This window comes from Puniceibacterium sediminis (assembly GCF_900188035.1).
GTDB lineage: Bacteria > Pseudomonadota > Alphaproteobacteria > Rhodobacterales > Rhodobacteraceae > Puniceibacterium > Puniceibacterium sediminis.
Genome location: NZ_FZNN01000006.1, coordinates 1 through 12,966 on the forward strand (window position 1 = coordinate 1; position 12,966 = coordinate 12,966).

The window sequence follows — 12,966 nt, forward strand, 5'->3', positions numbered from 1 at the left end:
TCCGGAGCCTCAACAACATCATCGAATGGCGCGGCAAGCCCAGGACCATCCGCGTGGATAACGGCCCTGAATACATCAGCCATGCGCTGCTGGAATGGGCTGAGAAACACGGCATCGCCCTCGCGCACATCCAGCCGGGCCAGCCGCAACAGAACGCCTGCATCGAGCGCTATAATCGCAAGGTCAGGCACGAATGGCTGGACCAATACATCATCAACAGCATCAAGGAGACCCAACACTTTGCCACACAGTGGCTCTGGACTTACAACAACCCCTCTCATGGTTTGCACGCAAACCACTGCCGGGCAGCGGACCGACCGAACATGGGCATCGGCGGCATCACACCCGCAAGAAACTGAAAATGGCTGCGTAAATTCTACGACCTCGTCACGTTAAAAACGGGAGGATTACCACCTGCCGGTCAGCGGGCAAGCGGACTTCTGCGTCGAGGCGCTGAACGAGGCCATCTATCGGTTTGGACCGCCGGACATCATGAACAGCGATCAAGGATCTCAATTCACGTCGTTTGCCTGGACAGACCGCCTACGGCGGATGGGCGTCCACATATCGATGGATGGCAAACCTGGACAACATCTTCATCGAACGCCTGTGGCGCACGCTGAAATACGAGTGCGTCTATCTGCATGCCTGGGAGACCGGGTCTCAGGCCCACGCGGGTGTCCGGAAATGGATGGAATTCTACAATCACCTCCGCCCGCACCAAGCCCTTGGCGGACAACCACCCGCGGTGGTCTACTCGCTGAAAGTCGCCGCACCGCAACCCGATCAGCAGGAGCAGATCAGAACTTAAAAAGCGCCAGAGCCTGTCCAATGAATGGGGAGCACCTCAAACCTATATTTGAAAGGTAATAAGCGTCGAACCCAGCATGGCCGGTCCTTAAGCTTCTCGTCCCGGCTCCGTATAAGAAACAGGTCCCCCACAGCAAGACATCGGGCGCCGCGGCTTCGATCTGGTCATGGCCGATCACTTGACTGCGTGGCGATCAACGGTGCGGCAAAGTTGGAAGGTATCATCGCTGCTGGCGTAGCCCGAAAGCGGACGCAGCGGGTCAGTGCAATGTTATCGTATTATGTGATCGGCGACATCTACGGCCGCTCTGGTAAGGGGATGAACAAAGGCAAGATCGAAGGACTGACCAGCTATTCCCGTCGCAACGGCATGGTGCCAATGCCCTGCTTTGCGGGGTGGAATGCATTCAACGATGACCTAGTCGGATAATGCCGCAGGCGGCAGGGCGATACCCTACGCGGCTACAAGATCAGCATAGGTGAACGCGAGGTTGCCGTACCCCCTCTCGCCAGCATCCTGCGGATTCGCCTGTCTGCCAGTGGGACGCGATAGCGTGCTGAAGTCGGGCACTGCCCGGTTCAGGCTGAGCAGGCGCAACAGGCTCTCGACGAACCCGGGCGTCTGGCGCTTGAGCGCCTCATTGCAGGCTGGCCAGTTCCTGGCTTCGCAGGTTGGGGGCGCGATCTGATCATGCCGCTCTGCTACCAGGCTGGTTTCACGAGATGAATCCCTCACGAGATTTATGCGTCAAAGCCATGTGGCTTGGCACTAGGCGGATGCTTCAGGGCCCTTTGCGCTGTTGGAATGCCTCCGCGCCCAGAACAGGCTGTTGGCCCACCTTTTCTCGCAACTGTAGACGTGGCATCTTGCGGTCAGATAATCCTGCACACCGCTGGCCACGTTTTCGGCGTAAGCCTGCATTTTCTGGCGATCCTGGGCGACAAAAGCGTCTGCGGCCTGGATTGCGGACCATAGCGCTGTGGTCATGCCATGAGATGACAGCGGATCGAAGGCTGCAGATGCATCACCGATGGCGACCCAACCGGCCCCGATTGCCGGGGCTATCCAACTGCTATTCGTTGTGATGCGTGTCGGATGGCCGGAACTTCCATAGCCGTAGTCGGACAAATAGGCGGATATAACCTTTGTTCTGCGCGCATTCGCGTCCAATTCAGTACTGTCAAATCCTGGCAGGTCCGCATCCGAATAGAAATTCACGACAACGCGGCGATCCGCAAGCACAGACATATACCACCAGCCCCGCTCTTCCGCCTCAATGAGGGTGACTGGTCGGGGCTCTTCCCGGTCGGAACTGGAGAACACTGCGTACTGACAGCTTAGCTTGTCGGCCTGAAACCGGGGCGAGAATTTTGAGGCGACAATTGCCTTTCGCCCCGTGGCATCAAAAACGAAATTGGCCTCGATACACGTCTCGCCCGTGTCCAGTCGCCAATGTCCGTCAGTAATGCGCAGATCAACGACGTCGCGCTCCATCTTTTCGGCACCGGCGGCGATCGCCTGCGCAGAAAGAGCATCCTCAAAGGCCCCGCGATCCAAGACGATGGGAGCCCCTTCGATTTGAGAAATTGCGTTGCGCTGGATTAATGTCTCGCTGCCCCATGCCGAATAGGTGCTGTGGGCGTGCCTGTGCACTTCGGATCGCAACATGGCATCCGACCCGAGGGTTTTGAGCAATGGGATCGCGGCAGCGCTGAGATGCTCGCCCGGCTTGAACGTGTCGCGACGATCCGCAGCGATCCAAACAGGGCGCAGGCCGCCCTGGGCGAGGCGCAAAGCGGCGGCAGCACCCGCGATCCCTCCGCCCAGGACGGCAACCGCATGGATCAATTGGGCAGCATTCCCTGTCCGGGGTTCCAGTCGAACCGCGTCTCCATGTTGTCGGCATGCTGCATTTCAACAAAGACATCGCCCCGTGGGGAGGGCATTCTGACGACAAAGCCCATGCGTTCCCACACGGTAATCATATTGGTGATCCCGTCCCAGTAACTGCCATTGGCATGATATCCGATCCCCGCAGCGCCGCGCGACCAGTTGACCCGGTTGGCAAGAAACTTTTCACGTTCCTCTTCTGACAGGGTCTCGTCAAGACCAGCTGTATAGTAGGGCTCCGGCAACACATCGATGGGCAGCAGAGCTGGCCACCAGACGGCGGTGGGATAGTTCTGTTGCATCAGCACCTGCTGGCAGCTGAATGCGTCGCACTGCCAAGGCAACCCCATCCAGCGTGTCAGATCCCCCGCCATCTGGGGCCCGATTGGCGGCGGGGTGCCGTCAAATCCGCCAAAGGCGACCTCGGGCGTCAACAGGCGACCGAGGTTCTGGTTCAGGCTCGCACGGTCCCCGTGCGCGATGCGAAACGGCTCGGACGTATCATCGTAATTGCGCGCATACATTTCTTTGAGCCGCAGGTAATAGGTCAGCTCCACGCCGGGGTGGAACGCGCCGCCCGAGCACGGTTCGAGTGCTGCCTGAGTCAGCGCGCCGGGCTGCAGTTCCAATGGGATATCGTCGAATGTCTGGTAGTCCGTCACGACATCCTCGGCCACTTGGCCGTCATAATCGTCGACGAATTGTCCAGCGGCCCAGGCGCGCAGATATTCATATTGCAGCTTGGGAAACTGGAACCATTGCAGCGGGCTGCCGTCATAATTGACCCCGTCCCCCAGCATATAAGGGATCTTCAGCCGCTCTTCGAGATAGGCGGTGTCGCTCAGATTGTACGGGTCACGGAAAAGATCGAATATCTGCTCGCGGAATGCGGCATTTGCAGGATCAGGATTGGCCAGTTGCGCAACATATTCTGGATCACCAAGATCACCAATCGCCATCCATCCCTGACGCAGGTTTGCGGCTTGCGTCACCCATTCCATCAGTGCCAGCCGCCTGAATGTCGGATAGATGTATGTCATGAAGGACAGCGGCAGCTCCGGCAGCTCCGACCATCCCTCCTGAACGTTCATATCCGCGATCACGTCATAAAGCGTGGTGATGGGCGGAATTTCGGGCGCGAAGTTTGGCCCGACGCAGGCCACCCAGGACGGCTCCGCTTCGAACACCTCTTCGCCAATTTTGACGTTTGCGGTCACCGGCCCATCGCACCAATCATCATGCCAGGCATTGTTATCGGCAAAACTTGTGATGGCGGCCCCGCTGGGTGAATTCGAGACACCATCTGGCGGCACCACCATCAAACGTCCCGCGTCGTCGGTCTGCAACCTCCCCAGGCCGACAGCTGCTGCGTCAGACTGGCCACCCCAGAAAGTGCCCGCAAACTGGTACGCAGCGTCGGTGCCAGCAAGGTTCGTGTCGAGGCCAGAGATCTGGCGCGCACCGCCATCGATAATCAAATTCTCTTCTCGGTCCTGATCTGTCACAAAGTACTGATTTCTTTTTTGCGAAGGCAGTCCCGGGGCCAGATCACCATTGTCGAGCGGGTTGTTGAACCCGTACCAATTTGCCTTTGTGTTTGCCAAATGAACGCCCCACGTGATGCCCTCGCCGGTCACTTCACCGATGATGTCGTCATTTGCATCGAACGCATAGACGCGGAAACGCTGAACCTGTTTCTTGATCTTTTCCAATCCGTCTTTGAAATTGCCATCACTGGGCATGGGTGGCAGACCGGGCACTTCGGGGGCAAAAAACCACTTTTCAGACCCGCCAACCCGGCAAATTCCAAGCGCCGGGTAGATCCGCACTTTGGCTACGGCTGCGTCCGGCGGCGCAAGTGCGTAAGCGTTTTGTTGATTGATGTTCGCGCGGGCGGGCCATGGCGCGCCTGCGATCAACGCTGCACTGGACGCCATACCAAGAAACTGGCGGCGCGATTTGAAAGACTTTTGATCTGACATAATGTGATCCTAAAAAATATTTAGATGAATAGGGATCATCACTGTAAAGGCGAAAATAATCAACCAGAAGGTGTACGAACTCGAGGACCCCTTGGATCTGACATCTCTGCGGGACTTTGCTGCGCCGCAGTAAATCCTCGTTTCGGAACCTACTGCCCGGTGGCGATGCTACTGGTTCAGCTCTTGCGGCTCGGTAGCTGCGGGCGGCGGCGGTTCAGTCACCGGGATCTTCGCTCAGGGCGCGGGGTTCGATCTTGACACCGCTGTGGATCGCGGCGCCGGGATAGGCGATGACGCGTTCGCCGGGCACGAGCCCCTCCATGACTTCCGCCGTGTCACCCGTCATGTGGCCAACCTCGACATAGCGGAGCGCGGCACGGCCATCTTCTTCCACGAAGACGGCCCAACGTTCGGCATGGCGGAAAAGCGCGCTTTGCGAGATCTGCAGGACATCCTCGCCCGCCCAGGTAACGATGCGCACAAAAACCCGGTACTGGTCACCAAGCCCCTGCCGCTGCTCCGGTGGGGATAGGATATCGAGCAGAAGGCGCACACGCTGTTCTTCGATGCCCAGGGCCGAAACGCGGGCAAATGCCGAAGGGTCAATCCGGCGCACCTGCGCTTTGATCACGCCCTTGCCGCCCCAGCGTTCGACATAGGCGCCTGCGCCACTTTCGATTTCCACTGCGTCGGTGGACAGCAGATCAACCTCGATTTCAAGATCCGACAGGTCGCCAATGGTCAACAGGGCGGTCCCGGCTTCGACCAGCCGGGCGTTGACGTCGACAACATCGAGAACGATTCCATCCTGAGGCGCGGTGATGCGAAGACAGCACTCGCCGGGTTCGCTGTCGGGATCAGGCATGGTCGGGGCCGAAAGCTGGGCCTCCATGCGCACCTTCGTCGCTTTACGCTGCTCCAGTTCGTAAAGCGCAACGTCCCGTTCCGCCCGGGCGGTTATCGCGCTTTGCTCGGCATCTTCCAGCATCGTGACAGACACCGTACCGCGTTTGGCCAGAATCTGGGTGCGCTCCAGCTCGACCTCGATATGCGCAAGCTCCGCATCACTACGCGTGAGGTTGGCCTCGGCCAGCCGCACTGCGGCGGCAGCTTCCTCAACCGACACTTCGGCAAGCCGACGGGCACGCGCGTCAAGAAAGGCAGGTTCGCCCGGCTGAATGACGGCAACCACTGTACTGCCCTTTGCTACCTGATCACCCACATCGACAGGGGACCGCAGGGTGTTGCCCGTCACCGGGGCGATGACCGCCCACTTTTCGCGCACTTTGGTGACTCCTTCGCCCGCGACGGTGACTTCCATCGGGCCGCGCCGGGCTTCGGAAAGGTCAACAAGCACTGGCTTGGGCAGCAGCGCCCAGACAAGCGTCCCAAGGAGGATTGCGGCAAGCGAGATGCCTGCGATGATCCGAAGCATACGCATCTGGTTCATTCTTTCTGTTTCAATGCACTGACAATATCGATGCGGTCCAGCCTGCGCCTGACGAACAGAACGGCGCCCAAAGCCGAGCCTATTACGATCAGAGCGGCCAGCGCAAAGGTGCGTTGGGTGACGACAACCGGGATGGTGACCACATCAGTGGAAAAGCCCTCTGCCATGAGCAGCGCGAAACCGTATCCGGCAAGCCATCCCAGTGGAATTGCGAAGACGGTCAGCACCATCTGTTCGACCACCAGAACATAGCTTACCTCGGACCGGCGGAATCCCAGCACGCGCAGGCTCGCCAATTCATGGGCGCGCTCGGCCAACTGGATGCGGGCGGCGTTGTAAATGACCCCGACCGTGATCAGCATCCCGAGTGTGGCAAAGATCAGCGACATGGAGACAAGGCTTTCGGTGAGGGTGTCGACGAATTCGGCGCGCACATCTTCCCACAGGGTAAAGCCCGCGATGGCCGGGGTTTCCTGCACCTTGGCTTGCAGATCAGCCAGCCGGTTCTGGTCGATGGCGAGATGAATCATGTTGACCTGCGGTGTCTGCCTCAGCCAGTGAAACAGTGTTTCGCGATCCAGATAGGCATCCTGCCCAAGGCTCTGGCGGAATACCGAGGCGACGGGCACCTGCCACGTCTCGCGCGGCGGGCTCAGCAAGTCGAGGCGCAAGCTGTCGCCCGGCGCGACGCCCAGACGCCGGGCTAGTTCTTCGGGTAGATCAACACCCGCGGTCGACGGCGTGATCGGATGACCTTCGGGATCGAGGATCTGGGTCAGCGCGGCCCCCGGCGCGCGCGCCTGTAGTGTCACAAGCCGCGTGCGCGTGCCGTTCACCAACCGGATCGGAATGGCATAGATGCCTTCGGCCCGCAGCACGCCGGGCAGATTGCCCGCGTCGATCACCGCGCTGTCATTCAAGTTGCCGCTGAGGGTGAGCGTGACATCCTGCCGGTTTGTTTCGTCAAAGAGTTCCTGCATGATCAGATCGATCGCATCGAAGGTGAAGAACGACACCACCAGAACGGCAACGGATCCCGAAACCCCGAAAATCGTCACAGCCGCGCGCCCCGGCCAGCGGATAATCGAGCGAACGATCATCATCGTGGTTTGACGCAGAGAGAGCATTTCCCCCAGACTGTCGGCCCAGCCGCGTTGAAAACGGGGGGGCGCAGGCGGCGACATCGCGACCGAAGGGGCAAGCCGAACAGAGGCGCGCACCGCGCGCAGGGCACCGATGATCACGGTCGCCATGCCCAGTATGCCCGAGATCACCAGCGGCCCGGGGCCGGGGCGATAAAGCAGCCAGGGAAATCGAAAGAACTCGGTATACATCTCGGTCATCTCGCGGCCCAGCCACCAGCCAAAGCCCCAGCCAATCAACACGCCAAGGATGCCGATGCCCGCGGTCATCTTGAGATAGTGCAGCGCAATCGTCCGGGTGCTGTACCCCACCGCCTTGAACAATCCGATCTGCGCGCGGTCAAGTGCGACGAGACGACCGAGAACCATGTTCACCAGGAAGGCCGACACAACCAGAAAGATCGGCGGCTGCACCGTGGCCAAGGCCCCCAGCTGCTTCAACTCACCCTCGATGAAGACATTCGACACCTGCCGGTCCCGCCCGTAGGCACCGGTGCCGCCATAAGGCGCAAGAATGCGATCCACCGCGTCGATGACGGCGGCCTCGTTGGCGTCGCGCGACAGGCTGAGGGTGAGATCGTTGAACGCCCCTTCGAGATCCTTGACCGGGGCGGCGGCGGTTTCGCGCATCCAGATCAGGCCGAAATGCCGGTCATCCGGCATCAGTGCGCCAGCGCCGATTGTATAGATATATTCGGGCGACAGCACGATGCCAGTCACCACCAGTTCGCGCTTGCGGCCGTTGAGAATGGCGCGAAAGGTGTCGCCCGGCCTGAGTTCGTTAGCCTCGGCGAAGGGTTCGGAAATGGCGACCTCGTCCTGTTGCAGCGCCTCGGGCAACCGGCCATGACGGATCAGTGGCACGTTCAGGATGGCCCCGCCCGAGGCAGGCAGCGAAATCACCCGGGCCGAAGCCGGTTCAGTCATGTTTTCAAGATCGAGAAGTGCTGTGAAAACGACGCGCCCTTCCACCCGCTTCACGCCGTCGATCCGGGCGATTTCATCCAGAACCTGTTTCGGGGCGCGGGTGAGGCTAGAGAAGACATCGGCAAAGCGGTGGCGTTCGTAATAGACCGCGCGCGTTTCGTTCAGCGACCGCTGGGTCCCGGACGCAAGCATCATGACCATGATACCGCACGCCAGAACCAGCGCGATGGCGAGGCTTTGGGCCCAGATATGGCGCAGGTCCCGCAGTAATTTGAGGTCGAGCGCACGCATCACCAGCTGACCTCGGACGGAGCGACCCGATTGGCGTTTTCCTCGATACGCGAGATGCGACCGTCGGCCATGTATATGACACGGTGCGCAATCCGCCGGATTGCGGCGTTATGGGTGATCAGCGCGGTCGTCGTGCCCAGACTGCGATTTACCTCGATGAGGGCTTCCAGAACGGTAATACCAGTCTTGCTGTCAAGCGCACCTGTCGGCTCGTCGCAAAGCAGGATGTCCGGCCGCTTGGCAATGGCGCGCGCGATAGCGACGCGCTGTTGTTCGCCGCCCGAAAGCTCCGCCGGGAAATGCGACATCCGGTCCGATAACCCCACGCGCTCCAGTGCTTCTTCCGGCGACATGGGGTTTTCGGCGATTTCGGTCACCAGCGCCACGTTTTCGCGGGCAGTGAGGCTGGGAACAAGATTGTAAAACTGGAACACGAAACCCACATGGTCACGCCGGAACTCCGTCAGGGCGCCGTCCGACAGGCCGGTGAGATCTTCCTTGCGGAAGAAGACGTGACCTTCGCTGGGTCTGTCGAGCCCGCCGAGGATATTGAGCAGAGTGGATTTGCCAGAACCCGAGGCGCCCAGAAGCACCACGACCTCTCCTTCGAAAAGAGAAAGATCAATGCCGCGCAAGGCATGCACGTCCACCGCTCCGGTGTGGTAGACTTTGGTGACATCGTCAGTTCTGAGAATGGGCATCCGCATCGGGTGGAGCTGACTTCCTGTTTCGTTCCCGATGTTTGTAAAAGATGACGCAAGCCGCAGTATTGATCTGCCGCAAGGTAGGCATGGTTGCCCTTGGTCTACCGATTTTCGACGGTGCCCCGATCAGGACGTAAATGCCTTCTCAGCACCGAGCCGGACAATAGGAATTGCAGCCGGTTTTCAAAGCCGCATTGGTCCGGTCCCGCACGGGACGCGCGCACCTGAGGCAGGCATATGAATTGGTGAAAATCCTGCCTGTGGATGTGCAACACACTACCGGAGAAGCCTTGCAGCCAAAATGATCGCCGCCAACTCTGGCTTCGCGCTCACTTTGGCGGTTTGGAAACGCTGCCACGGATACGTACATTGGTATCAAAATCGCAGCGCTCTGGTGGCTCGGCTCGAACGCCAATCGAATGGAGCAAAAGATGCGCCGCCGCGCGACCCATGTCAAAACCGGGCTGCGAAACTGTGGTCAATGTTGGACGGGTCCGGCGTGCCTCTGCAATATCGTCAAAACCGGTGACAGAAACCGCCTGAGGGACCGATATCCCGGCTTCTCCGCAGAAATCCAGCACGCCGAGCGCCATTTGATCGTTGGCGCAGATCACTGCCGTCGGCCAATTACCCTCCTCGCCCGAAAACAGCTCTGCCGCAGCTTGATAACCCGATTTCTCAGTATAATCCCCCAGCAGGTAACGCATCTTGTCCGGATCCAACCCGCATGACGAAATCGCTTCTCTAAATCCCGACAGGCGCTGATCTGCCGTCCAGAGGCGTCGGGGGCCTTCAATCACGGCGATTTCGGTATGGCCCGCATCCAGCACGCAGCGTGCCACCTCGCGGGCACCACGGCGGTTATCGCTACAAACCGACGGACAATCGACGCCTGGCAGCACTTCGTCGACAAAGACAACCGTCCCGGTTTTGGTCAGTTCCAGCAGCGATGTCGAAGGCAGGCCCGTTCCGGACAGATAGACCACCCCATCCAGACGCTGGCTGCGCAGCAGTTGGGCAAAATATTCTTCGCGTTCTGATTCAGCCCAGCTCAAACACAGGGTCATGAGGATATCATGACCCGCAATGCCACGCTGCACGCCTTCGGCAACCTGAGAGAAAAAGCTGTTGCGCAGGTCGGGGACGATCAACCCGATCGACGACACAAGATTGCGGCGCATGGCGCGGGCGGCACTTTTGGGCTCATAGCCCATGCGTTTCATCACAGCCTCGACATGGTCGCGGGTCTCACGGGCCACATTGGCGCGACCGTTCAACACGGCACTCGCGGTGCCGACAGAGACCCGCGCCTCGACCGCGACATCCTTGATTGTGGGTCGGCTTTTGTCACGCTGTTTGGCGTCATCCATGCGGTAAAAACCCCTCGCCTCCAGAAGGCTTTAGCACCACGCCCTCAGTTTCGCCAGAAGCGAGACGACCAGCGTGGAACCGTGGGTTTGTGCCGCCAGGGCGTCAGCAGGTGTTCCACTGCGATGACCAGCACAAAAGCCACCAGCCCCAGCAATGCCAGATAAGCGATAGCGGCAAAGGTGCCGGATGTATTCAGCCGCGAATTTGCCTGCATGAGATAGGCGCCGATCCCACCGCTGGTGGATGCCGACCATTCCGCGATCACGGCACCCGTCACCGAAAAAGTCGCAGACAGCTTGAGCGCGGAGAAAAGCGGCGTCAGAGTCGCGGGCATTTTCACATGACGGAAAATCGACCAGGTATTGCCGCCCATCGAACGTGCAAGTCGCAGCAAATCTGCATCCACCGACCGAAGGCCGTCCAGCACGTTCACCACGACAGGAAAGAAGACCACCAGTGCGACAATGACCAGTTTCGGAGCCAGACCAAAGCCCAACCAGATCGTCAGAGCAGCCGAGATGGCAATAATCGGCACCGCCTGGCTGAAGATCAGGATCGGATAAAGCACGCCTCGCACGGTTTTGGATGCATCCATGGCAACCGCCATGGCAAAGCCGGAAAATGCACCAAGCACAAAGCCGATGATGAATTCCTTGAAAGTGACCCGAAAGCCGATCCAGAGCGCGACGTGGTCGTCGAGGATATGCGCCCAGACGTCGCCGGGACTGGGCATCACATAGCGTGGGATGTCATAGGCGATCACCGACACCCACCAGATCCCGATGACCAACAGGAAGGCGATCAGCGGATAGAGGATCGTCTTCCAGACAGGTTGTTTATCAAGCTGCATCAGTGGCTTCCCCATCGTCATAGATATAGGTCATGATCTGATCCTTCAGGTGAAGGAATTCCTTCGAGGTATAGACATCGCGTCCCCGCGGGCGCGGCAGCGTCACAGGTAGAATGTCGCGGATGCGCCCCGGTCGCGGCGACATCACCACCACACGATCGGCAAGAAAGATCGCCTCGTCGATATCGTGGGTGACGAAAACCACCGTGCGTTTCTCGGCAGCCCAGACCGAAAGCAGCCATTTCTGCATGGCCATCCGCGTCATGCTGTCGAGCGCGCCAAAGGGTTCGTCCAGCAACAGGACATCGCGGTGCATGGCAAGGGTCCGCATCAGCGCAACGCGCTGGCGCATGCCACCCGAAAGTGCCGCCGGGTAATGGTTGATGAAATCGCCAAGGCCATAGCGATTGGCCAGGGCAACGCCCTCTGCGCGTTGCTTGCGTGTGGTGCGGCCATGCAGGATCGCGCCAAGGCAAATATTGTCGAGCACGGTACGCCACGGCAGCAGAAGGTCTTTCTGCAGCATATAGCCGACCTCGCCGGCCTTGCCGGTGATGTCACGCCCATCCAGGGCGACACGGCCCGCGCTGGGCTGCAATACCCCCGCAATGATGTTGAACATCGTGCTTTTGCCGCAGCCCGAAGGACCGACGACACAGATGAATTCGCCCTCTGATATTTCGATGTCGGTTGGGGCCAGCGCCAGGTTCTCGTCGAAACTGCGCGACACACCCGATAGTTTCAGCTTCGGGATCGGTGTTTCAGGCATGGGTATTTCCCTTGATCTTCTTTGGGGTGGCAGTCGTCTAGGCGCATCGCCCCAACGGGACGGATCAGATCATCACGCAGCCGTCGCGACCGAACCAAAAAAGGTCTTCGACCTTGACGGCTGCGCCGTCGCGTTCGGCAAATGGCTCAACTGCCCAGGCACCCCACATTGGTGTATCGTTTCCGGCGTCGATAAAGTCATGCAGATAGGCCGCGCCGGGCGTCAGAGAATGGCCGATATTTTCCAGCGTATCGAGAAGGGTGAAACCTTCGGCTGACATCCTGTCATGCATTTCCCCAAACAGGTCTTGCGCCGGCATTCCCGAACGCGCGGTATTCATCACCGCATGATAAAGCGCAGTCAGATCAACAAGGCTTTGGCGGGCCGCAGCTGCCCTGCCCACGATGGCGCATCGGGTGCAGTCAGACCAGAATCCATCCGCCGTGATGGGGTGGACATCGATCATCGCCAGGTCTTCCTCTGCCATCGCACGGTCCGACGGGCCTTGGGTGGGAAAGCAGGTATGGGCGTTGGGACCGACCCCGACATTGGTGATGGTCCAAACGTCTGCGACCCCCTGCCCTGCCAGCCAACGGCTGACCGCCAGAAGTATGTCGATTTCGGTCGCGCCGGATTGTGCGGCGGCACAGCCTGCAGCGGCGGCACCACGCGCGATCTCCTGTGCAGTCACCAGACCGCTGGGGGGCAAAACCGAAACATCCGGCCCTGGACGATAGGTCCAGGGCGGGACGATCCGGCCATCTGCAAGCTGTGGCAAG

General features: G+C 59.7%; 11 protein-coding genes and 2 pseudogenes. 3 read left to right on the forward strand and 10 right to left on the reverse strand.

Annotation, left to right across the window (positions count from 1 at the left end; all coding sequences use genetic code 11):
• The 3 genes and pseudogenes from CHB75_RS08060 to CHB75_RS21635 form a co-directional block, all read left to right on the forward strand.
• Positions 1-373: pseudogene (locus CHB75_RS08060) on the forward strand (integrase core domain-containing protein); the annotation flags it as partial.
• A 59-nt stretch (positions 374-432) separates the two neighbouring features.
• Positions 433-811, forward strand: a pseudogene (locus CHB75_RS22015) (transposase); the annotation flags it as partial.
• A 267-nt stretch (positions 812-1,078) separates the two neighbouring features.
• Positions 1,079-1,240: a hypothetical protein gene (locus CHB75_RS21635; protein WP_176439088.1), complete on the forward strand. Its 162-nt coding sequence runs from the start codon at positions 1,079-1,081 to the stop codon at positions 1,238-1,240.
• 24 nt (positions 1,241-1,264) lie between these two features.
• On the opposite strand, the gene CHB75_RS22020 is transcribed toward CHB75_RS21635, so the two are convergent.
• From CHB75_RS22020 to CHB75_RS08110, 10 genes are all read right to left on the reverse strand, one after another.
• Entirely contained in the window at positions 1,265-1,546 is a 282-nt protein-coding gene (locus tag CHB75_RS22020; protein ID WP_245840844.1) for a hypothetical protein, read from the reverse strand.
• 33 nt (positions 1,547-1,579) lie between these two features.
• Complete coding sequence (gene goxB, locus CHB75_RS08070; protein ID WP_089270035.1) at positions 1,580-2,659, reverse strand: glycine oxidase maturase GoxB; 1,080 nt, start codon at positions 2,657-2,659, stop codon at positions 1,580-1,582.
• Positions 2,656-4,683 (reverse strand): CTQ-dependent glycine oxidase GoxA, encoded by a 2,028-nt coding sequence (gene goxA, locus CHB75_RS08075; RefSeq protein WP_217898772.1) that lies wholly within the window; start codon positions 4,681-4,683, stop codon positions 2,656-2,658. The genes goxB and goxA overlap by 4 nt, the downstream gene beginning before the upstream one ends.
• 214 nt (positions 4,684-4,897) lie before the next feature.
• Positions 4,898-6,124, reverse strand: a complete 1,227-nt coding sequence (locus CHB75_RS08080) for an efflux RND transporter periplasmic adaptor subunit (RefSeq protein WP_089270227.1) — start codon at positions 6,122-6,124, stop codon at positions 4,898-4,900.
• Between the two features lie 5 nt (positions 6,125-6,129).
• The gene (locus CHB75_RS08085; protein ID WP_089270037.1) at positions 6,130-8,493 is read right to left on the reverse strand and encodes an ABC transporter permease; all 2,364 of its coding nucleotides are present in this window, start codon (positions 8,491-8,493) and stop codon (positions 6,130-6,132) included.
• The gene (locus tag CHB75_RS08090) at positions 8,493-9,200 is read right to left on the reverse strand and encodes an ABC transporter ATP-binding protein (protein WP_089270038.1); all 708 of its coding nucleotides are present in this window, start codon (positions 9,198-9,200) and stop codon (positions 8,493-8,495) included. The genes CHB75_RS08085 and CHB75_RS08090 overlap by 1 nt, the downstream gene beginning before the upstream one ends.
• Before the next feature lie 326 nt (positions 9,201-9,526).
• Positions 9,527-10,567 carry a LacI family DNA-binding transcriptional regulator gene (locus CHB75_RS08095; protein WP_089270039.1) on the reverse strand — a complete coding sequence of 347 codons (1,041 nt, stop codon included), beginning with the start codon at positions 10,565-10,567 and terminating at the stop codon, positions 9,527-9,529.
• Between the two features lie 44 nt (positions 10,568-10,611).
• The gene (locus tag CHB75_RS08100) at positions 10,612-11,418 is read right to left on the reverse strand and encodes an ABC transporter permease (protein WP_089270228.1); all 807 of its coding nucleotides are present in this window, start codon (positions 11,416-11,418) and stop codon (positions 10,612-10,614) included.
• On the reverse strand, positions 11,408-12,187 hold the full coding sequence (locus CHB75_RS08105) for an ABC transporter ATP-binding protein (protein WP_089270040.1): 780 nt from the start codon (positions 12,185-12,187) through the stop codon (positions 11,408-11,410). The genes CHB75_RS08100 and CHB75_RS08105 overlap by 11 nt, the downstream gene beginning before the upstream one ends.
• 64 nt (positions 12,188-12,251) lie before the next feature.
• Positions 12,252-12,965 carry a M24 family metallopeptidase gene (locus tag CHB75_RS08110; protein ID WP_217898773.1) on the reverse strand — a complete coding sequence of 238 codons (714 nt, stop codon included), beginning with the start codon at positions 12,963-12,965 and terminating at the stop codon, positions 12,252-12,254.
• Position 12,966 lies beyond the last annotated feature (1 nt).